This is a genomic window from Bradyrhizobium sp. SUTN9-2 (assembly GCF_003122645.1).
Lineage (GTDB): Bacteria > Pseudomonadota > Alphaproteobacteria > Rhizobiales > Xanthobacteraceae > Bradyrhizobium > Bradyrhizobium yuanmingense.
The window spans coordinates 2,240,018-2,261,095 of the sequence record NZ_LAXE01000001.1 but is presented as its reverse complement, the minus strand read 5'-3'; the positions used below and the strand labels follow the sequence as shown (position 1 = coordinate 2,261,095).

Genomic DNA, 21,078 nt, shown 5'->3' with positions numbered 1-21,078 from the left:
TCTCATGGCCAACCTTCTACGAAATCTCATCACGCGCGCGCCGGCTCACCCGGATTTGATGGTCGCGTTGATGCTTCTTCTGGCGATCGGAATGATGATCATGCCGATCCCGATCTTCGTGATCGATATGCTGATCGGCTTCAATCTCGGGTTTGCCATATTACTGTTGATGGTGGCCCTGTATCTCAACACGCCGCTCGACTTTTCGTCCCTGCCGGGCGTCATCCTGATCTCCACCGTCTTTCGTCTCGCTCTGACCGTTGCAACGACGCGACTAATCCTAGCCGAGGGCGATGCCGGCAGCATCATTCATACGTTCGGCGATTTCGTCATATCTGGCAACATCGCCGTCGGCATTGTCATATTCCTGATCGTGACCATGGTGCAGTTCATGGTTCTCGCCAAGGGCGCCGAACGGGTGGCGGAGGTATCGGCGCGTTTCACGCTCGATGCGCTGCCGGGCAAGCAGATGGCGATCGACGCGGAGCTGCGCAACGGCCATATCGATCAGCACGAAGCCCGCAGCCGGCGCGGCGCGCTGGAGCGAGAAAGCCAACTGCACGGCGCGATGGACGGCGCTATGAAATTCGTGAAGGGCGATGCCATAGCCGGACTAATAGTCATCTGCATCAACATGCTGGGTGGCATCACGATCGGATCGCTCTCCAAGGGCATGTCCCTCGAGGAGGCGATGCATCATTACACCATCCTGACGATCGGTGATGCGCTCATTTCGCAGATTCCGGCCCTGCTGCTGTCAATTACAGCCGCAACCATTGTCACTCGGGTCAACGGTCCTTCCAGACTCAATCTCGGTGCCGATATCGTCAACCAACTTACGGCCAGCACACAAGCGCTACGCTTGGCCTCCTGTGTCTTGCTTGTGATGGGGTTCGTTCCTGGCTTCCCTTTGCCGCCCTTTGTCATACTGGCCGCGCTGTTCTCCGCCGCCAGCTTTCTCAAGGTTGGCGTGCAAGAGGGCAAGACCGCTCCCAAGGCCGGCGCCGGTCCCACCGGTTCGGCTTCCGCTTCCGCACAAGGTCAGAAGCAAACCGTGCCCGCGGAGGCACTTCCGATTACGCTGTTGCTAGCGCCGAGCCTGATGCAGGCAATCGACGTAGGGGAACTCGAGCAGTGCGTCGCACGGGTTTCGGCACTGGTCTCAGCTGATCTTGGCATCACAATTCCACGCATTCCCGCCCAAAGCGCACAACACCTGCCCCAATCGCAATTCCGGGTGGATGTCGAAGGAGTGCCGGTGGAAGAGGGCGCCATTGACCCGACACAACTCTTACTTAACGACGACGTGGCGAACATTGAACTGAGCGAGATCCCCTTTTGGCAGGACCCAGACACGAATCGGATCTGGATCGAACAAGGACATGCGCCTGCTCTCAAAGCTGCCGGAATAGGGCACCACCGTCCGAGCGAAATCATCGCCTTGCGCATCCAGTCGACTTTGACACGCTACGCACAGCGCCTAGTTGGCATTCAGGAAACGCGTCAGTTGCTTAGCCGGATGGAGCAGGAATATGCCGATCTCGTGAAGGAGGTGCTGCGCACGACACCGATCCCTCGCATCGCGGATGTGCTACGTCGCTTGCTGGACGAGGGCATCCCGATCCGGAACACCCGTTTGGTTCTGGAGGCGCTTGCAGAATGGAGCGAACGGGAGCAAAGTGCCGTACTGCTCACCGAATATGTGCGCTCCGTTCTGAAGCGGCAGATCTGTCACCGCTATGCCAACGCGCATCGTGTTGTGGCGGCCTTTATCGTCGAGCGTGAGACCGAGGATATCGTGCGAGGTGCGGTGCGCGAGACTGCTGTCGGTCCCTACCTCGTTTTGGAGGATCGGCAAAGCGAGATGCTGCTTGCACAATTTCGCCAGATCCATTCGAGCATCGCGCGCAGTCAGAACCAGCCAGTTATCCTGGGCTCGATGGATATCCGGCGCTTCGTCCGCGGCTTTCTCACCCGCAATGGAATAGACCTACCTGTTCTCTCGTATCAGGATCTCGCCTCGGATTTCACCGTCCAGCCGATTGGCTCCGTCAAACTTGCGCCTGGCAAGGACAAGACTCCTACAGGCGGGCATCGTGACCTCCTCCCTGCGGCCGGTTGACGAGCACAGGTTTGGGGTCGTGAGGTCGCTTATGAATTCATGTAGGATTAACGCTCTGCGGCGCTGGCGTCACTTTCGTCGCCATTCGTGCTCGGCCTTTCTCCCCATGCTTGCCATTGTGCTGCTCGCGGGTTGCGTTAATTCGCACACGTCGGGTCTTTCACAGCAACCGATCTCTACGACAGAACTGGTTGGGGCCAAGGAGGTCGATCCAGCTCTGCGCGAGCGCATCTCTCAGGCCCTCAGTCAGGATGCTGACGAGAAGGCTTTGCGCGATGCGCTGAAGCAACGACCGGACAATGTCAATGCGGCGATTCCTCTTGCGCGGGCCCTGCTGGTGCGTGAAAGCCCTGAAGAGGCGCTTGAGGTGCTCGACAACATCTTGCTTGCAGCACCCGGCGACCTGCGCGCACTGAATGCCAAAGGTGTTGTGCTCGATCACGAGGGCCGCCATCACGAGGCGCAAACGCTATACCGCCAAGCTCTGGCAATTGACCCAAAAAATCCGATGTTGAGCAACAATCTCAAGCTGTCGCTCGCCCTAGAAGGGACGACGCAGAACGGCAATCCCGCCCCACAACTGCAAGCGGATGGCCGGCACGCACAGTACCGTTAGAGGTAGTCAACGAACAAGAGCGGATCGCAGTTTCTCGGTGCCTGCCTGTCAGCTTACCGACAGCTAGCCGAAGCTGGGCCAAGCCGGCAAGCCCGCCGGTCAGCAGACCGCCTGACCTTCACGCAACGCCATCATAGAGCTCGCCGAGCCCGCGCGCACGCGGCAATCGGGCGGTCTTCATCGTATGCCTATCCTTGGGGAACAACACGTTCCATCATTGGCTGCGGGAGGTAATTGCCGACGAGGCGGTCCACTGGATGAACGCCTAACGTTATCCGCTCGCGCTATCGCGATCGCATCGGCCAAGTCGGCACAATTCTGGATAGCCTAATCCGCGCGAACGATAATCTACGCTATTCTGGCACCATCATCCTGGGACTACTTCGGCGCAGTGTACTCCAAGGAGCTGCTCGCCGACCCCGCCTCAGACTATGAGAAATATTACCAACCATTCATCGTGTAGGGCGAGATGTGTAACCAGCGAGCCTGCCGAAACTTGTACCGCGTCATTCGCCGCTCAATCAGCCTTTTCTGCTGTTTCCATTCTGGCAATCGAGGCCAAGTTCTCCTGACGCGTTGTGCGCAACGTCGTGTTCACGACATGTCGACGGTTCACCTTTGACCAGAATATTACCCGCCGGTTCTGTTTCATGTTCAGTTGCGTGCGCGCGGCTGTGAGTACGCCATGTCCGGCGATTGGTCCGGTATTTGCTCCGCTGTTTGCCAGCACGCGGGCGCGGCTCCCCGCTGTGTCGGTTTTCCACCTTACTGACCACTATTGAACGAAAGGCGATGCCATGAAGAACCGGCTTTCGGTTACCGCCAAGGCGGCAGGCACCGCCGCTGAAGCCTCGGACTCGACCACGCGCACCGCCCCGGCGGTTGAGCGCACAACGCAGGATCGCACCGGCTTAAAGGTTCCTGATGAGGTTAGCGTCTTTGCCGGCACGGTCAGATCAGATCGACCAGCAAGCTTCACGCTTCAGAACGGCCTGCAGGTGGTCGTGATCCCGGATCATCGGACACCCGTCGTGACTCAGATGATCTGGTATAAGGTCGGTTCCGCGGACGAACCGCCGGGCAAATCGGGACTTGCGCATTTCCTCGAACACCTGATGTTCAAGGGCACATCCAAACATCCGGCGGATGAGTTCCGCAAGGCTGTGCTGCGCGCCGGCGGCTATCAGAACGCGTTTACCGGTTTCGACTTCACTTGCTACTTCCAGCACGTGCCTCGCGAGCACCTCGGCAAGATGATGGAATTTGAAGCCGACCGCATGATCGGTCTCATTCTCAAGGACGAGGATGTGCTGTCCGAGCGCGACGTCGTGCTGGAGGAATTCAATATGCGCGTCGCCAACCAACCAGGTAACCGGCTTGCTGAGCAGATGATGGCGGCGCTTTACCTTAACCATCCCTATGGCCACCCCATTATTGGGTGGCGCCAGGAGATCGAAAAGCTTAACCGAGAGGACGCGCTTACCTTCTACAAGCGCTTCTATGCACCCAACAATGCAATCTTGATTGTCGCTGGCGACGTAACCACCAAGGAGATGCTCTCGCTGGTGAAAGAGACGTTTGGCGACGTCCCCGTGCAACCGTCGATTCCCGTGCAACGCCTGCGGCCGCAGGAGCCAACGCCGGCCGCGCAGCGCAGAGTGACGTTGGCCGACTCTCGCGTCGAGCAGCCAGCCCTGCACCGCTATTACCTCGTACCGTCGGCTCGCACCGCCGCCGCTGGGGAGGGTCCGGCGCTTGAGGTGCTCGAGCAGTTGATGGGCGGCGGTGTCAACTCATATCTCTATCTCTCGCTCGTCGTCGAAAAGCAGCTCGCGGTCACTGCCAGAGCGAGCTACCAATCTGCCGCACTCGATCCCTCGCTATTCGAGATTTCTGCCATACCAAAACCTGGCGTCCACCTCAGCCTGATCGAGCAGTCCATCGACGAGGTAATCGCCGACATTGGCCGTAATCCCGTGAGCCCCGAAGATCTGCAGAGGGCGAAGACGCGGCTGATTGCGCAATTCACCTACGCCCAGGACAGTCAGGAAATGCTCGCGCACCGGTACGGCCGCGGCCTGACGACGGGACTATGCATCGAGGATATTGAACGCTGGCCGGACGACATCCGCGCTGTCGGTGCACGGCAGGTGCACGAGGTAGCGCGGAAATGGCTCGACAAGAAACGAGCGGTGACCGGCTATCTCATAAAGGAGCCTACTCCACGACACTGGGAGAAGCTCTAGTGATTTATCCTTGCACACGACGTGGGATCCTTTTCGGCGGAGCGTCGCTCTCCATCGCTATGCTCGCTTCGCCACATTTGGTTGCCGACGCGCGGTCTCTTGGCCGAACAAGGATCAAGCACCTAATTTCGTCTTGCGGTATAGAAGCCTGGTTCGTGAAGGATTCTACCGTCCCATTGATCACGATGGAATATGCCTTCACCGGCGGCGCGACTCAGGACCCCGCTCCAAAACCTGGCCTCGGTCACATGGTGTCTGGCCTGCTCAAGGAAGGTTCCGGCGACTTTGACTTCAGGACCTTTCATCAGCGGCTAGACCGTCGTGCCATTGAGTTGGGCTTTCATGTGACCCCTGATCACTTTCGCGGTGCCTTGTGCACGCTCCAGGACAACGCGGACGAGGCCTTCGAGCTTTTAGGGACGGCGCTAACCTCGCCGCGTTTCGAACCGGCCGACGTCGAGCGGACCCGTGCTACTGTGCTTGCGCGCCTTCGGCACGCCTCGACCGATCCTTCGTCTCTGGCTCATCGCAAGTTTCTCGAAGTCGCGTTTGGGGATCATCCTTATGCTCGCCCAACCGAAGGCTCGCTGGAAAGCGTGCCGAAGATCGAGGTCGCGGATCTCAAGAGTTATGTCCGACGCGTGATCGCAAAAGACACGCTCAAAGTCGCTATTGTCGGCGACGTCAATCCAGCGGTCGTCTGCAACTTGCTCGATAAGACATTTGGCGGCCTCCCGAGCAATGCAGAACGGGCGCCGGTTGCGGAAGTCATCGCAGCAAAGCCACCACAGCGGGTCTTCATTCCGGTCGATGTGCCGCAAACAGTCGTGACTTTTGGAGGTCCGGCCGTTCGTCGGAGCGAGCCGGATTTCATGGCCGCCTATATCGTCAACCACATCCTCGGCGGCGCCGGCCTTACGTCTCGCCTGTTCCGCGAAGTCCGCGAGAAGCGCGGACTGGCCTATTTCGTCCGTGAGCACCTTCTCTGGTTGAACCATTCAGCCATTTTTCTCGGCAGCAGCGGCACCTGCGCAGATCGTGCCGGCCAGACGGTTGAAGAAATCGAGAAGCAGGTCCGCCACATCGCGGAGGAAGGACCTACTCAGCAGGAACTCGATGACGCAAAGTCCTACCTGAAGGGCTCGCAACAGGTGGCTCTCAACACATCATCAAAGCTTGCGCGAACGCTACTGCAGAATCAGATCGACAAGCTGCCCATCGACTATTTCGAAAAGCAGAATGCCCTGGTCGATGGGGTGACGCTGGAGGACGCCAAGAGAGCAGCGCAGCGGCTGTGGGGCGAGGGTCTGCTCACAGTTATCGTCGGCCGCTCCTCGAGCAACGCAGCGCAGTGCACCCCCATGCCAACGGGAACCAAACCCCCACCAGGCGCCGATCAGCCAGACGCCGCGCCGACAACGCCAGCGCCGCCCGCTTAGCAAGCGGATCGCTCTTGCGTGCAGAGTGCATCTAGCACCGCCTTTAGCTTGTGGAGATATTCCGGCGCGAGGCAGCTACGATGCGTCCCCTCGAGGCCGCCTTTTGCGCAAACGCGTTTGAACAAGGCGACAATCCGGGTTGGATCTTCAAGTTAGCCAAAGTAGGCGCTTCAAAACCGGAGCGTACACTGTCTGCCGCTTCAAGGAAGCGGCCTATGAGAGTGCCATGGCCATCGTTCATTCCGCTAAGAACTTCCTTGACCGGTAGGACGTAGCTCGGCGACATCTGTGTCCAAGACAAAGAGCGCCGTTCCGGCCACTCAGACGCGCGCTTCTTCCATCGGAGCGTCCGATATCGCTTCGCCACCCATCATGCGCGTCCGCCGGCGCCCCGCCACCTTCCATCTAGTTCTCCGTGCCCCCGATAATCTCGCCGCAGAGCGAACAGATGCATCGCTGCTTGCGTCAACGCGCTTCAGCGTTCGCATATCCCGACAGCATCAGCAGAGTGAGAGCTCGGTCGTTCAGAGTCATCTTTCAGAAGTTAACCAGTCGCTTCGCTCTCTGCCGAAAAGACGACCATGTGATCCAGCAGACCTTTGCGGTCTGCCAAACCATATGATTTTGCGATTTCATCGAGCTCGCAATCTGACGCCACGTTAGTTTCCGCCGCTTCGTGAAAAGTAGATAGCGGCAGCAACGGCATCTATGGATACCCTATGTCGTTACAACGATCACAACAGGCAGACAGCCGATTCTTGCCTCGCGCATTCCAACTGTCCACAAACCTCACGTAGATCACCAGTACAAGCGATTACTCCCATTCTCCGGCCTGCATCATCGGACGATGTTACTCGCTCAATGTTGAAAACGTTTATCAGTTGCAGAGCTCCAGCATCGAAGGTTCATTTGCCCCTTCTTTCTGCCATGTTCACACCCAAAAGCAGAGACGCGCCGATTGCGCACTTTGCGCGCGGCGATAACGAGTGTCTCAGGAGATGTTGATGGTTAAGCCAGTTGTAATTGTGGTCGGTGCGGACAAGGGAGGAGTCGGCAAAACGACCGTATCACGAACACTACTGGACTACTTCAGCGTCAACAACGTGCAAACACGCGCATTCGACACAGAGTCGCCCCGCGGAACGCTGAAGCGCTTCTATCCCGAGATCACTGAGATCGTCGACATGACAACGACGGCGGACCAGATGAAAATCTTCGACACCTTGAACTCAGGGCTATCCGTCACTGTCATCGATGCTCGGGCAGGCTTACTGTCCTCTGCGTTGGCTTCCTTGCGTGACATCGGCTTTCTGGACTCCGCGCGGTCGGGCCAGATCACATTTGCCGTGTTCCACATCCTGGGATCATCCATCGCTTCGCTAGACGAGATCGCGGAAACCGCGACTTTCATGAGCGGCGCAAAGTACTACCTCGTCAAGAACTTCATCAACGACACCCAATTCTTCCAGTGGGATCAAGCGACTTATAATTCCTATTTTCACCGCATCAAACATGCGACTGAGTTGACCATACCGAAGCTCAACGAGATGGCCTATGAGCAGGTGGAAGTCGCATCCGTCCCATTCATAGACTTCGTGGCAAACAAGGGACGGAACGATGAACCCGCGAACAACTCCTTCGTCCTGCGCGGCTATGTCCGGCACTGGCTGGCAAATGTCTGGAGCGAATTTGATCGCATCAACTTGACGGAATTGGCGGGGGCCAAGTCCGCCACCCGGGCCGGCGAAAAGTAGCGGCATATCCGGCGAGCTCCGGTCGGGCCTACGTACGGAACGAAATTGATCTGCTGGCTATGTTAGCGACCCCCATCTACATCATCTGCTCTCCTAGCCCGCAGGTCGGTAAAACCCTCATCGCTCGCGCCATGAGCGAGTTCTTGCTGCTGAAAAACGGCGCGGCGCTATCGTTCGATGTCAACTTGAAAGAGCCGTCATTGCTCGACTACCTCCCCAGCATCACGGAGACTGCTGATGTGATCGACACTTACGGCAAGATGCAGCTGATGGACCCTCTGATCATCCACGATCGGGTACCCAAGGTAATTGACCTCGGCTTTCACGTCTTCGACGAATTCTTCAAGATGTGCGAGGAGATAGGCTTCATGAAGGAGACAGCGCGCGGCTATGTCGCCCCCATCATCCTCTTCGTCGCGGGCTCAGACCGCATCTCCTTTCGCGCTTATGAAATGCTACGGCGGCGAATTCCGCCGGCGTCGCTGGTCACCGTCCACAATGAATTCGTGCTGCGTGGCGAATTACCGGAAGTGATGGATCACGAGCGGGTGATTCGGATTTCCGCACTTCCCCTGTTCCTTAAACGATATATAGACCGGCTTAGCTTTTCCTTCACTGGATATCTGCGCGACGAGAAGGATTGGTCCACCGAGCTGCATCAATGGATTCGACGCAATTACAGCATGTTTCGCGATCTGGATTCGAGTGTGACGCTGCGGAGGTCTGACCGTCGACGGGGAACGGATATCGATAGCCTACGTTGCACAAGGGCTACTTAAGAGTTCGGACTGATCACCATCTGTTCGTCCGGCCTATGAGTGGTCGTTGACCGCTGAATTCAATGGCGTTCGCCGCAAACGCATTGCGGTATACGACTTTCCCTTGGATCTCCATCCTTACAATCGGGCGCACGGACAGCGCGGCCGGCAATCGGCGGCAGCTCACTCGCCAATGGCTGATGCTGACAGCCCCGTCCTCGAAGAAACAATGAATGCCTTGACTTTGTGAGCGATTAGGCGGGTCGACGAGGCTTCCTTCGGGAGGCGCTCAAAGCTTCAGGCCCAATTTGCCAAGCACCTGATGCATGACCGCGCCTTTGATCTCGCGGGCGATCTCGTCTCGGATGTGGGCGCCGAGGACCCGTTCGGCATCGGCATCGCCTGTCAGACCATGCTCGGCCAGCCGCTCATCCAAGCGGGTTTCAAACTGTACGCCCATCGCGTCGACGAGCCGCTCCTGCATGTCAGCATAGTCTTGGGGTGCGATGCGCCTCACCACGCTTTCCCATGGTTGCCAGCGCGCTGCCAAATAGTCCGGAAATTCCGCGGTTTCCTGCTGCCGCACCAATACCTCGGCCCTGGCCGCATCGCCCTCGGTCACGTGAGAGACATTCATGAAGCGCATGTCAGGAGCCGTGTGCCGCAGCTCCAGCGCGTCCCGCAGCCGAGTCTGGTAGGCAAGGTAGACCTCGATCTCATCGACATACGCGTCGGGATCGGCACGACGAAGTGAATTGACCCTCTCGCGCGCGATCCCGTCCAGCGCTTCCAAGCGAAACATGACGCGGCCGTTCTGGAGCAATTCGCCCAGTCGCCCGTCATAGACGCCGTCCTCGACATCAGCGTTCAGGCGTGCAGTCTGCATGCCGTTCCAGACCAAAGTAATGCGATCTTCGCAGCTCCTGTTCGCTCCCGAAGCCAATTCGAAATACTGCTCACGCAAACGCGGCCTGACAGCTGCCTGCCGCAGATCTTCAGCGACCGCCTGACGGAACGCCTCATCATGGTAGTTCACGGTGCCCCGGAGCCGGTCGAGAAAGCGTGCATAGGCCGCGGCCCCCGCCTCATGGGCGAAGTGCTGCCAAGTGGACATTGCCGTCGGCTCGCCCTCAAGCCAGTCCGCGGCGACCTCTTGCAGGGACCGCGGCTGAAGTTGCACCGCTCCAGGGGTGATCGAGAAGAAAACCTGAGGGCCGGCATAGTGTCCGGCATGCATCGCTGCTGCCAGGCCGGCCTGCACCCAATCGGCGAGCGGATTATTCTCCAGATTAACGCTCGACTCACCGCCTAGCTGCGTCAGCAGGGTCTCGGGCACGCTGGTCAGCAGATTGTTGCTGGCACCGAACCATATCAGCTGGTGCGGGACCGTCTCAGGCAGGCTGGTCAACCGGTTGTGGCTGGCGCTGAGCCATTCGAGCTCGGCCGGGAGAGGCTCGGGCAGGTCCGCCAACTGATTGTGCTCGACGTTCAGACGCTGGAGCCCGGCTGGAAGGCGGGGCAGGTGGGTCAGGCGGTTACCGCTCGCGTCCAACTCCTGAAGCGTTTCTGGAAGGCGTTCGGGCAGACTTGCCAGCTGATTGTTGTCGACATTCAGGCGGCGCACTCCGGCCAGAATGGGCGCAGATAAGGCGGTCAGGGAGAGGGACGCTAGATCTAGCAGCTCATTGAGATCACCCGTACCGCGCCAAGCTCTCGTTCGACTTACCGCCTGTTGCCGATCCTCATCTTGCCCCTGCCCGTCTTCGGCAGCCCAGTCGGCCAGCAACTCGGGCCGGGCGGCCCCCTCCGCGCCGGACCCGTGCATGTCCCTCAACGCCTCGCCCCACTGCGATGCGGCGGCGGAGCCGGGTTCGGAGCTTTCTGAATCGGAAGTTACGGAAGGGGCACCAGCCCCGAGCTGTTCTGCGTTCATCGATATCGTTTCTTGCGTGTCAAAATGGAGCGAACGCGCCGGGGCGGCGCATCTTACAACTGGTAATCCCACACTATGGCTGACGCTCCACCGGCCAACCGAAATGAGGCGCAATCCCACAACCGGGCAGCCCCGCACGGTTGGCGCGAATACGCCTGCGCAAGTACCGCCGAGCAACTGCAAGCAGTGCAGCGAACAAGGCGACGTCTCGCTCGCGGACCGGTTGATATCGGAATCCACCCCGGTCTCGCCTGCGGGATCTGCGCCCTTTGAGCCGAGCCTGCAAGCGAGTAGCGACGTTCATGATATGAAAGTTAGCTGTCGATAAGCTGACGGATGCCGGAGCGATGGAAAGGCGCGGCTTGGCTGGGTCAGACACATTTTATCGCCCGCTTCATTCCATTATCGACGCTGTCTCGCGGCTCCAACCGGCAAGTGTATTGACGATGCCGGCCGGGCGCCCCGTGCCGTCATCTTAAATGGCTTTCCTGGCCATCGCCTGCAGGCAAGAAAAACTGGAAATCAACAGGTCGTCGTGATCTTCATTTGAGATGGGACGCCAACGCCTGCCATGTGAGCCCTGCTCTCTTACGCATCAACAACGCTACAACCTGGTGCAGAGTGCGATCCAAGCTATTCAATCGATCTTCAGATACGTGCGCAGCGGATGCGACGGCAATGACCGTCTGTGGAATGCTCAACTGCCTCATCCCTGCGTCCATCGACATTTTGCCTTGTACTACCAACCGCAACCGCGTTCGCTTCCTTGATTAGCTGGCGCGTGCCGTGGATCGCAGTCAGGCTGGTTTGCCCTCCTCAAAGTTCGTTCTCATCGCGTCCCATGTCGTTGATAAGGTCCACCTCGCCCATAGATTAGTTCTCGTGTAGCAATTGTGACTGCCTATAGCAGGCCGGATCTACTTAACTGCTCGTCGGCCAACCAATCTTGTGGAGCGCTGAAATTGTGCAGGACACACGATCGGGACGCCGTGAAACCGCGAAATTCTGCCGCGAATTGTCGTCACACGCGCGGTGTAGGGTGATATTGATCGGCAAGAGTTGCACATATCTCGCTCGCCGCCTCCGCGGACGAACGGGCGGGACGTCGCAAGTCCTAGGCTCTACTATTCGGCAGAAATGCGGAGCCAAGCAACGGCCGCTCAGACGATCGTCATGTTTGATACTCCAGGAACGAATATCTGTGATGACTTCGATTGATGATACTTTAAGTGAGATCAGATGGTTGCGAAACGAAATCTGGCGTTGCCGTCGATTACTTGGCACTAAATTGCCTGGCGCGCAGCGGGAGGCCGTTGAGAAGCGTCTGCAGGAAAAGCTTTCTGCCTTTGATAGACTTATGTCCACGGCGTTCCCATTAACCCTGAGCTCTAAAGTGTATTCGTTCAAAAGCACCACGATCGACTCCCCTGAAGCGCCCATCGAGAACGCCGCAATGGCATCAAGCGGATGCCTCGAGAAGTCGATCAGCGGCTAACAAAAAGGGTTTCCTACCTCACTTTGTTACCTTGAGCCCGGCAGTCCAGCCCAAGGTAGTCCCAAGCTGAGACTCTACAGGAAACTGCAATGAAACAGACCTCCAACGCTGATATTTCGGCGGCTCTTTTGTCTGTCATTACCGCTTAGCCATGTGCCCACAAATAGCTGGTCGCCGACGACAACGGTAGATCGGTGTGGGTACGGATTTCCAGCATATGTCCGGCCATTCCCTTCAGCTGACGCAGTTGTCGTTCGGACCCGTTACCGCGAACCATTAGCAACGTCACCAAAGCCTCGAAGTCGCCGAAGGCTGCAGCGCGGATTGAAGCGCAACTGCTGCCACTCGGTCCACCGATCAGTCCTCAAGTAGTTGAGCTGCGCGTCGGCAGGCTGATGCTCCAGTCCGATCAACTTGCAACCACCGAGCTGGCCAAAGCCGGAGGCCCCGTCAGGCTGAACACCTCACTATCGTTCGAGTTCGCAATTGCCGTGCTTCACTCTCGTTGAAGGCCTACCGGTCGCCTGTTGAGAGATTGTCTCGACCGGTCGTTTCTGTCCGCGGCGGTCGGCAAAACGCGTCGGCATTCGCGGCGTAAGTTTTTGAAGTTTTCTGTTAGACAAAACATGGCCACGTCAGCATCGTTACGACCTGTAAAGCGGTCACAGAAGCGGATCACGTCTGGTTTGCACGACACCAACACTTCCTCGGCCCGACGATCTCGCGCGCAAGCGTATTCTGTGCACCACGTCGCTGCGATCGCGATCGCAGCGAGGACGGCTGCATAGCGGTTCGCATTGCAAGTCCCGCCTATTCGTCGCGCTTGATCCACCAAACCTCTCTTAAGCCGCATATACTTCACTGTTTTTTCATTGCCCGCCAGGCTGATCTGTTTACAGGATTGGAGCGCCTCGGCAGCCGCTGGCTCACTGTTCCGGGCGCCGCAATGATACCGGCGCTCGGAATCATCGTGCCGCTAGGCGCAACACGCATTGCGAGGACCGGATCAAACAGAGATCGGCCGTTTAGCGCTTGTGTGTCGATGCTGGCTCCCAATATGGCGTTCTGCTTCGCAATGCCTACATCCTGACGTTACGATCGATTCAAGCACTTTGAGCGAGCGGGCAGCGGATATCGTATCATATCAGCGCTTTTTCCAAGCGAGTGGCTGCCGACCTTCTCCTTCTCGCAGATCTGAAGGTGCGTCGGCCGGAGGCAGGGACTTGTGCATCACCAGCGCGTTTTATGGCCGCCCATTCGCCGAAGCACCATCTCCAACGCGAGAGGCATGGTTTCACCCTCAGCCGCCATCATAGCTCCTGCATGTGCGGGTGGCGACGCGAACGTCCAAAGTCCTACAATACGTTGCGGCGAATTTAGAACGCAGGCTGGACACCGATGCAAAGCCTCCCTTGCCACTAGCCGGCCAGATATTCCTTAAAACGGCACGCCGATTGCTGGGTGAAGGATCAGCAAGTTGCCGCGGAGGAAGCGGTCGCGGCGGAGCCGGGATTCCGATGAGGTTTATTCGATTCATCCTGATCGATCTAGCTTTGATGCTACTCGCACCTGAGTGTGCCAAGGCCACGATTATGGCGACCGACGCAAACTTCGAATCGGCTCGCGAAGCTGTGGGATCCGTGATGCCGAGTTTTGGCCCGAGCCACTTAGTCGGCTCAGGCGTGATCCGACAGCTTACCGCCAAGCCTCTCAAGTCGCGCGCTATTCGAACATTCATCCGAAGCCCTCGGCCTGCCAAGCGGCCTGACAACCTTGGGCAGGTCGAAGGGCGCTTACCTCTCAATGAAGGGCAGCGGGCAACGTCCGATTGCCACAATCCTAGCGGCGCGGAGCTGCTCAACAAGACTCGGGTCTCCAATCTGCAGTCCGCCCTCCCACCCTAGGCCCTCACGCGAGCGGAAACGCCGTGCTGCCGCGGGATAGACTGGATCGTCGAAAGCATGGCGATCAGCTCCACTGCAGCCATTGGGCTCCTGACGTAGATGAGAAGATGCAGCACATGCGCAGGTTCATCAGAGAAGCCAAAAAGGGCTATATCGAAGTTGCCTTCAACGGCTCTCTCGGAAGCATTCCGCTAGATACGCAAATCAGCCTACCAGCCAAAGGTGTCACAGCCATTTTTGGTCCGCCCGGGTGCGGCAAAACTACACTCGCGCGCTGCATCGCTGGCGTCCAGCGTCTGCCGAATGGATTCTGTGCGATTGATGGGGAGATTTGGCAGGATGAGACGACGTTTCGACCGCCCCATTTGCGTCAGGTCGCGTATGTATTTAAGCTGCCTTTCCTCACTTCTCATTTGTCTGTACGACGCACACTCTTGTACAACGCGTCCAAATCGGAGCCGACACTGATCGATTTTGATGGTGTGGTCGAATTGCTCGCCTTGGCGCCACTGCTCGAGCGTTTGCCGTTACATCTTTCCGCAGCCGAGCGACAGCGACTCGCCCTTGGCCGTGCGCTGTTACGTCAGCCTCGGCTACTCTTGCTGGACGATCCACTCATTGAGCTCGACCGCTCCGCCAAATGCGAGATCCTGCCCTTTCTCGAGCGCATGCGGCAAACGCTTGCATTACCGATGATTTACTTCGGCCATGACATCGCTGACATGGAGCGTTTTGCCGATCATCTCGTCATGATGAAGGATGGCGCCGTGACCACGGCCGGTCCTCTAAGTGTCATTCAGACCGATCCGGCGCTTGCCAGGCGCGGCGAAGCGGCAATCTGTCTTGATACTACGGTCGGCGGTTATGACGGGCGCTATGGGCTGATCATGCTCCGCCTCAAAGCTGTGCGCTTTCTGATACCTGGGGTGCCGCTTACACCGGGCGCGCAGCTGCGGCTGCGCATCGCCGCCGACGCCGTGAGCATTGCACGCGAACCTCGGCGCGCAAGCTCTATCCTAAATGTTTTTACAGCACGCATAAAAGCCTCTTTGCCGCACGGCGAGGCTGAGGTCACCTTGGTTCTCACCCTTGAAACCGGCCGATCTGACGTGCCGCTTTTGGCGCGCATCACACGCCGCTCCTTTGATGCACTACAACTTAGCAATGGGAGCGAAGTATTCGCGGAGGTCGCGCGCGCCGTTCCGCTCGGGCTGCCGAGCGGCTGCTTGCAACGCCTGCCACATCCGCATGTGCACCTTCGACAGCTATGTCCGATGCGAGAAGAACACCAATAAGATCCTGGCGGTGATCGGTAGCCCACATGAGAAAGATCCGAATACTGTACCGGACAGTTCTCTACCTTCCAAAAGACGAATAGGCTAGTGGCCGGTTTGGCTCAGGATGTCGCGCACCAATGCGTACGCATCGGCGACAGGTGCAGCGACACTCGAGGCGGGCAAATGGGCACGCGCATTATACTCGCAATCGACGTTGCGAGGGAAGAAAAGATCTCGAGTTCGCAACCACTCGGGAGCAGAGCAATGTCCAGTAGTCTAGATAAATGAGCTTGCCTAGCCCGCAGCCGTCGGACCGGCCAGCTGTTTCCCGTTCGTTTAGCGAATTTGCTAATCGCGAGGAGATCGATCTTATTGCGAAACGCGCGGGAAAGGCCAGCGAGCCTCACCGCGGACTTGGCAGGCTGCTGCCTTGATCGCGGCGCGCAGCCGAGCCCAACCCGAGCTGCGGTGTTTGTTTACGACCGGACGACCTGAACGCGACGGTGGGGCTGCCGAGCACGTCGGCTCCGCAACCGTCCATCAGATCTTTGCCATCTCCGGAAGCCGCTTAGCTCTAGCGTCCGCTCCTGCGCCACATTGATGTCTTACGAACGCGACGATTGTGGACCCTCAAGGGCGAAACGTCGCAGTTCGACCAGCTGCGCGCGCTAAAACAGCGCAAGCCGACATCAAGCCCGTAGCTGGATTTGCGGTGCCTACCGGTCGATGACGAGCCTGCTACGGTTCAGGTCTGCCCTCTTCCCGCCAACCGCATGACCAGCGGCCGCGTGTCGTCGAACTAAGGCACCGCAATCGTAGCCATTCCTCTGCTGGGGTATGGCGGTGTTTTATAGTTGGCCCCGCATTATGAGAGCATTGGTACTCCAGATGACCGTCAGCTTAGTGCTGATCAAGGCACTAAACGCGCGAACATGCCGAACCCAAGCCGCTGGGCTGGTCTTGTTGCGCCCATTCCAGACCTAAGGACGAGTGGCATATAGTTTGCTCCACCAGTGAGGTCACGATCTACAAAACGAAGTTTGTGAGGACAGCATGCTCGGAATTGGAAGTCAGTTGCCGCCATTCGACATCACAGGCGTGAAGCCCGGTTTTCAAGTGCAGGAAGAAGAAGGGCAGAGTGCATTTGAGACGCTGACCGAAACGAGCTTTCCGGAACAATGGAAGATCATCTTCTTTTACCCAAAGGACTTTACATTCGTCTGCCCGACGGAGATCGCTGAATTTGCGCGGCTTTCCAAAGAATTCGCTGACCGGGATGCGGTTGTACTGGGTGGTTCGACTGACAACGAGTTCTGCAAACTTGCTTGGCGGCGTTCACATGTCGACCTGCACAATCTACCAATCTGGCAGTTTGCCGATACAAAGGGAACGCTCGTCGATGGTCTTGGCGTGCGTTCACCCCAAGGGGTCGCCTATCGTTGCACCTTCATCGTTGACCCCCAAAATACGATCCAGCACGTTTATGCGACCAATCTCAGTGTGGGGCGCAGTCCTAAGGACACGCTCCGCGTTCTGGACGCGCTGCAAACCGGCGAGCTCTGTCCCTGCAATCGCGAAATCGGCGGCGAAACCTTGAAAGTTGCTTGAGGCAGCATGTCGTGGATCGAACAAATAAGGATTCCCGATTTTGCGAAGGATGTCAGGCTTAACTTGATCTCCGTGATGACCGATGAGACGTTTTCGCCGGAACGAAAATACGGGCTGCTGCTGGCGAGTGCGGCTGCCACCCGAAATGCAGCCCTAGTGGCCGCGCTGGAATCCGCGGCGTCCGCCGTGATGACCTCTGTAGAGATCGCCGCAGCGAAAGCCGCCGCCACTGTGGAGGCAATGAACAACGTCTACTACCGCTTCGCTCACCTTGTTTCCGACCCGGAATACAAGACGATGCCGCCACGGCTACGTATGGACGTGATTGGAAATCCCGGCGCGGACAAGACAGATTTCGAGCTGTGGTCGCTTGCGGTCTCCGTCATAAATGGTTGTGGTGTCTGCATTGATGCCCATGAGAAGACACTGAGGGCCGCGGGCGTTGATTCGCGAGCGATACACACCGCCGTGCGCTTTGCTGCGATCACGCAGTCAGTGGCGACCGCTATCGAGGCCGCGGGGCCCGTCCCCGCTAAGGCGAAAGGCTGATCTCTGCTCTGCCATTCGACCAACGAAGTTGGGGCGCCACGCAGTGGCACCACAACGAAGCCTTTGCGGCCACGAGCGTCACGGCGGGGCACGTCGGCGAGTCATGTTGCACAGCGTCCTCATGAAGAGCGTCGTGGTCGAATTCCCCCCGTCCCGCAAATGACACGCCACGCGCCACGGATAGGATGAGTTCCCATCGCCTAGCCTCGATCGCTGAGAGCCTTTCGTTCACCATCACCCAAACTTGAACAGCACACCATACCCGCCGCGCGGATGGCTCCATTGGATGTCGCCGGTCGGCTCAGCGATAACGCGACAGGTACCGCACTCGATGCAGCCGTCGACTGCCACCTCGACTTGGTTGCGGTCGTTGAGCTCGTAGCAGCGAGCGGGGCAGACTTTCAAAAGTGCAAGTAGCTGCGGCGATGGCGTTGTGTGCGCACGGACCTTGACGTGAGGGTTTCCGACGTCGACAAGATAGCGGTTGTAATACAGCTTGTCCTCGACGCGCACCGCGGGTTCGGAACTCATACTTTGGCCTTCCATTCTTGGACTTCCACCGTTGCGATCAGCGCCAGGCCCGCGCAAGACGACAAGCATCGCCGAACAGACCTGACCATGACCGCGCCTTGACAAAGGATTTCAGGCTCGCTTTCTCCTTTTCAGCCTTTGGCGTCCCATCGACGCGCACAAAGTTCTGCATCGCCTTGGAGATGAGCTGCGGATAGGTGAGAAAGAAGTTCTGGGAGTGAGTATGCATTAGGGGCGGCAAATCCTTGTACTTCTTCAGATCTTTGATGACGAACGACTCGTCCAACATCTTTTTGTAGATTGACAGATTTGTTGCACTCATCGGTTCGCCGCGTGACTTGACCAGACCTATCGCTTCGGCGGCGATACGGCCGGAAGTCATCGCGAGATTGGAGCCCTCACGATGAATGGCATTGTTGAGTTGAGCCGCATCGCCCACTACGACCCAGCCTTCCCCATAAAGCTGAGGGATCGACTTGTAACCGCCTTCGGGAATGAGATGCGCCGAATATTCCTTGACCTCAGACCCTGCTATCAGAGGCGCCACAGAGGGATGCCTCTTGAATTGATCGAGCAGTCCGTACGGCGTTTGGCCCGTGCGCTGGAAGTCGCCGACGAGACAACCGATGCCAAGCGAAATGCACTCTTTATTGGCGTAGATGAAACCCATCCCGGTCATGCCACGAGAAATGGTGCCGGCCGCCTCGATCACGACGCCTTCATCGCCCCTGAGATTGAAGCGCGCCTCGATAGTCTCGCGGGGCAGGAAATGCATTTCCTTAACCGCGAGCGCAACGTTGTCGGCTGTCGGGCGCGCGCGTAGGCCAGCACGTGTGCCGAGCAGGCCATTGACGCCTTCGGCCAGGACGACGACGTCGGCATGTATTTCGCCGTCTCTGCGATCTGTACGAACACCGACGACCCTTTCATGATCGTCCCGTACGAGCTCGGTGACGGTCGTCTCGCACAGCACGATCGCACCAGCTTCACGCACCTTGGAAGAAAACCATTTGTCAAACTGAGCGCGTATGATCGTATAGCGGTTCGGCCGCTCCTCGTTGAAGTCCTCCGAACGGTAGTGCATGCCGACATGGGAGCGGTCGTCCATCATCCAGAACCGCTGTTCGATCAAGTGGCGCTCGAGCGGCGCCTCCTCTCGAAACTGCGGGATCAGCTTTTCCATCATATCGGCATATAGGATGGCGCCCTGCACATTCTTCGATCCGGGATATTCGCCCCGCTCGAGCTGCAGTACCTTCATGCCGCGTTTGGCCATCGTCAATGCGGCCGCGTTTCCGGCCATACCGGCTCCGACAACGATCGCATCGAATTTCTCTTCAATCATTCTCATCTCCTCTAGACCGCGATCCGGGCGCGCGACTCTGGCAAAAGCCGCGCGCGGAATGCAGCCGTCAGCGTCGGTAGCAATTCAATGGCATCACTGACGATCGCGAGATGAGCGAAGTCGAAGATCGGAGCGTTCTTGTCAGTATTGACGGCGACGATCAGATCCGCGCCCTCGACGCCAACCCGGTGCTGGATCGCACCGGAAATGCCCGCGGCAATATAGAGCTTCGGCCGGATGGTTTTGCCTGTCTGGCCGATCTGCCGGTCAGACGTAACCCACCCTTTTTGGACGAGAGGACGCGAGCAGCCATATTCAGCCCCAAGCAGACTTGCGAGCTCGCGCACCAACCGAAAGTTCTCAGGCGATCCTAGTCCTAGGCCGCCCGCAACCACGACATCGGCATAGGCCAGATTGGACGTTTGTGCATCGCGGTCCGGCAGGAATGACAATACCTTTGTGACAATATCGTCTTCGAAAAGGCCGAGCGGATGCACGACGATACGAGCGGCATCGCGCTCGACACGCTTAGGCATGGGCATGACCCGCGGGCGGACGGTGGCCATCTGCGGACGATAATTCAGGGTGTAGATCGTGCAGAGCAGCGAGCCGCCAAAGGTCGGACGCGTCGCCGCAAGCGAACCATCGGCGTCCACGTCCAGCGCGGTGCAGTCGGCAGTGAGCCCCGTCGACAGGGTCGTCGCCACGGAACCTGCGAGATCGCGACCGAGCGTCGTCGCACCCAACAGCAGGATCTCGGGTTTGTACGTATTGACAAGTTCGGTTAGCGCCTTGGTGTAGGATTCGTTACGGTAATTCGACAAAACATTGTCGCTCACGAGATAGGCCAGATCGGCGCCATAGCAAAAGGCTTCAAGCGCGGCGTTACGTGTGTGCTGCCCCTCCGGGCCGATAACCACAGCGGCAAGATTCACTTTTAGCCTGTCGGCAAGGCCGCGCCCTGCACCCATAAGCTCCCAGGAAACGGGATGCACCTGACCACGCTCAAGCTCGACGAAGACCCAGACGTGCTTGTACGACTTAAAGCGCTCCGGCAGCTCTTTCTTGGCTGCTGCGCGGCCGGTCGCCGCTGACATGGCCGTTCTGCTGACGTTGCTCATACTTTCAAATCCCTCCTCAACGATAGGCGCCGGCGCCACGGCTTGCTTGTTCGCTTCGTTAACTGAAGATCACTTTCGGCTAGCAAGTGGCTGGCTGCTCTGCCCCGCCTGCGTCCTCGGACCGGCACAACAACACACGTCGTCGCAATAGACGCACCCGTCCGACTGGATTTGGAGAGCTCTTCCAAACTGAACCGTTACCCGCCGGGTTCGACGAGCGCCACCGCGGCTCCCCAGGGCGCCGTGGTGATTCTAACCGATAGCTTCGGTGCCTAAATGGCCGAGCCCATACGCTGCCCAGTACCTGCGACGCAGTTCGGCCCAACCATTCCACATTAACGGTGCAAACGAGGGCGATCCTGGCAACACTTCTATCACGT

At 58.2% G+C, this 21,078-nt stretch carries 15 protein-coding genes; 10 read left to right on the top strand and 5 right to left on the bottom strand.

All coding sequences use genetic code 11. The features are described from left to right. Window positions 1-4: 4 nt before the first annotated feature. The 4 genes from sctV (at window position 5) to XF30_RS10605 (ending at window position 6,423) form a co-directional block, all read left to right on the top strand. On the top strand, window positions 5-2,122 hold the full coding sequence (sctV, locus tag XF30_RS10625; RefSeq protein ID WP_109142635.1) for a type III secretion system export apparatus subunit SctV: 2,118 nt from the start codon (window positions 5-7) through the stop codon (window positions 2,120-2,122). Between the two features lie 106 nt (window positions 2,123-2,228). Beyond that, window positions 2,229-2,738, top strand: a complete 510-nt coding sequence (locus XF30_RS10620; protein ID WP_109142634.1) for a tetratricopeptide repeat protein — start codon at window positions 2,229-2,231, stop codon at window positions 2,736-2,738. Window positions 2,739-3,535: 797 nt separating this feature from the next. Continuing rightward, window positions 3,536-4,984 carry a M16 family metallopeptidase gene (locus tag XF30_RS10610; RefSeq protein WP_109142633.1) on the top strand — a complete coding sequence of 483 codons (1,449 nt, stop codon included), beginning with the start codon at window positions 3,536-3,538 and terminating at the stop codon, window positions 4,982-4,984. Window positions 4,985-5,043: 59 nt separating this feature from the next. Next, a complete protein-coding gene (locus tag XF30_RS10605) occupies window positions 5,044-6,423 on the top strand; it encodes a M16 family metallopeptidase (RefSeq protein WP_192893396.1) in 1,380 nt (459 codons plus the stop codon). A 544-nt stretch (window positions 6,424-6,967) separates the two neighbouring features. Here the strand turns inward: XF30_RS10605 and XF30_RS38015 are convergent. Next, window positions 6,968-7,129 (bottom strand): hypothetical protein, encoded by a 162-nt coding sequence (locus tag XF30_RS38015; protein ID WP_158284342.1) that lies wholly within the window; start codon window positions 7,127-7,129, stop codon window positions 6,968-6,970. A gap of 298 nt (window positions 7,130-7,427) precedes the next feature. Here XF30_RS38015 and XF30_RS10600 point away from each other — a divergent pair, with 298 nt between their 5' ends. Continuing rightward, on the top strand, window positions 7,428-8,177 hold the full coding sequence (locus XF30_RS10600; RefSeq protein ID WP_109145653.1) for a P-loop NTPase family protein: 750 nt from the start codon (window positions 7,428-7,430) through the stop codon (window positions 8,175-8,177). A 59-nt stretch (window positions 8,178-8,236) separates the two neighbouring features. Beyond that, entirely contained in the window at window positions 8,237-8,956 is a 720-nt protein-coding gene (locus XF30_RS10595; protein ID WP_109142632.1) for a hypothetical protein, read from the top strand. A gap of 268 nt (window positions 8,957-9,224) precedes the next feature. Here XF30_RS10595 and XF30_RS38010 read toward each other — a convergent pair whose 3' ends face one another. Beyond that, the gene (locus XF30_RS38010; protein ID WP_158284341.1) at window positions 9,225-10,868 is read right to left on the bottom strand and encodes an NEL-type E3 ubiquitin ligase domain-containing protein; all 1,644 of its coding nucleotides are present in this window, start codon (window positions 10,866-10,868) and stop codon (window positions 9,225-9,227) included. 1,204 nt (window positions 10,869-12,072) lie between these two features. Between XF30_RS38010 and XF30_RS10585 the strand changes: the two genes are divergently transcribed. The 4 genes from XF30_RS10585 to ahpD all read left to right on the top strand — a co-directional run bounded on the left by XF30_RS10585 (window position 12,073) and on the right by ahpD (window position 17,701). Next, window positions 12,073-12,363: a hypothetical protein gene (locus XF30_RS10585; RefSeq protein ID WP_244608896.1), complete on the top strand. Its 291-nt coding sequence runs from the start codon at window positions 12,073-12,075 to the stop codon at window positions 12,361-12,363. A 2,020-nt stretch (window positions 12,364-14,383) separates the two neighbouring features. Continuing rightward, window positions 14,384-15,562, top strand: coding sequence for a molybdenum ABC transporter ATP-binding protein (gene modC, locus XF30_RS10570; protein WP_192893099.1), 1,179 nt, complete (start codon window positions 14,384-14,386; stop codon window positions 15,560-15,562). Window positions 15,563-16,597: 1,035 nt separating this feature from the next. Continuing rightward, window positions 16,598-17,152: a peroxiredoxin gene (locus XF30_RS10565; protein ID WP_109142628.1), complete on the top strand. Its 555-nt coding sequence runs from the start codon at window positions 16,598-16,600 to the stop codon at window positions 17,150-17,152. Between the two features lie 6 nt (window positions 17,153-17,158). Further along, window positions 17,159-17,701 (top strand): alkylhydroperoxidase, AhpD family, encoded by a 543-nt coding sequence (ahpD, locus tag XF30_RS10560; RefSeq protein ID WP_109142627.1) that lies wholly within the window; start codon window positions 17,159-17,161, stop codon window positions 17,699-17,701. A 234-nt stretch (window positions 17,702-17,935) separates the two neighbouring features. Here ahpD and XF30_RS10555 read toward each other — a convergent pair whose 3' ends face one another. The 3 genes from XF30_RS10555 to XF30_RS10545 are packed head-to-tail and all read right to left on the bottom strand — an operon-like array spanning window position 17,936 to window position 20,698. Further along, the gene (locus XF30_RS10555) at window positions 17,936-18,232 is read right to left on the bottom strand and encodes a ferredoxin family protein (protein WP_109142626.1); all 297 of its coding nucleotides are present in this window, start codon (window positions 18,230-18,232) and stop codon (window positions 17,936-17,938) included. A gap of 37 nt (window positions 18,233-18,269) precedes the next feature. Further along, a complete protein-coding gene (locus XF30_RS10550; RefSeq protein ID WP_109142625.1) occupies window positions 18,270-19,577 on the bottom strand; it encodes an FAD-dependent oxidoreductase in 1,308 nt (435 codons plus the stop codon). A gap of 11 nt (window positions 19,578-19,588) precedes the next feature. Next, window positions 19,589-20,698, bottom strand: coding sequence for an electron transfer flavoprotein subunit alpha/FixB family protein (locus XF30_RS10545; protein ID WP_109142624.1), 1,110 nt, complete (start codon window positions 20,696-20,698; stop codon window positions 19,589-19,591). Window positions 20,699-21,078 lie beyond the last annotated feature (380 nt).

Excerpts from the sequence above, each read along its gene's own strand:
- XF30_RS10595 (WP_109142632.1), top strand. The coding sequence starts at position 8,237 with ATGTTAGCGACCCCCATCTACATCATCTGCTCTCCTAGCCCGCAGGTC.
- XF30_RS10600 (WP_109145653.1), top strand. The coding sequence starts at position 7,428 with ATGGTTAAGCCAGTTGTAATTGTGGTCGGTGCGGACAAGGGAGGAGTC.
- XF30_RS10585 (WP_244608896.1), top strand. The coding sequence starts at position 12,073 with ATGACTTCGATTGATGATACTTTAAGTGAGATCAGATGGTTGCGAAAC.
- XF30_RS10565 (WP_109142628.1), top strand. The coding sequence starts at position 16,598 with ATGCTCGGAATTGGAAGTCAGTTGCCGCCATTCGACATCACAGGCGTG.
- XF30_RS10605 (WP_192893396.1), top strand. The coding sequence starts at position 5,044 with ATGCTCGCTTCGCCACATTTGGTTGCCGACGCGCGGTCTCTTGGCCGA.
- XF30_RS10555 (WP_109142626.1), bottom strand. The coding sequence starts at position 18,232 with ATGAGTTCCGAACCCGCGGTGCGCGTCGAGGACAAGCTGTATTACAAC.
- XF30_RS38010 (WP_158284341.1), bottom strand. The coding sequence starts at position 10,868 with ATGAACGCAGAACAGCTCGGGGCTGGTGCCCCTTCCGTAACTTCCGAT.
- XF30_RS10620 (WP_109142634.1), top strand. The coding sequence starts at position 2,229 with ATGCTTGCCATTGTGCTGCTCGCGGGTTGCGTTAATTCGCACACGTCG.
- sctV (WP_109142635.1), top strand. The coding sequence starts at position 5 with ATGGCCAACCTTCTACGAAATCTCATCACGCGCGCGCCGGCTCACCCG.
- XF30_RS10545 (WP_109142624.1), bottom strand. The coding sequence starts at position 20,698 with ATGAGCAACGTCAGCAGAACGGCCATGTCAGCGGCGACCGGCCGCGCA.
- modC (WP_192893099.1), top strand. The coding sequence starts at position 14,384 with ATGCGCAGGTTCATCAGAGAAGCCAAAAAGGGCTATATCGAAGTTGCC.
- ahpD (WP_109142627.1), top strand. The coding sequence starts at position 17,159 with ATGTCGTGGATCGAACAAATAAGGATTCCCGATTTTGCGAAGGATGTC.
- XF30_RS10610 (WP_109142633.1), top strand. The coding sequence starts at position 3,536 with ATGAAGAACCGGCTTTCGGTTACCGCCAAGGCGGCAGGCACCGCCGCT.
- XF30_RS38015 (WP_158284342.1), bottom strand. The coding sequence starts at position 7,129 with ATGCCGTTGCTGCCGCTATCTACTTTTCACGAAGCGGCGGAAACTAAC.
- XF30_RS10550 (WP_109142625.1), bottom strand. The coding sequence starts at position 19,577 with ATGATTGAAGAGAAATTCGATGCGATCGTTGTCGGAGCCGGTATGGCC.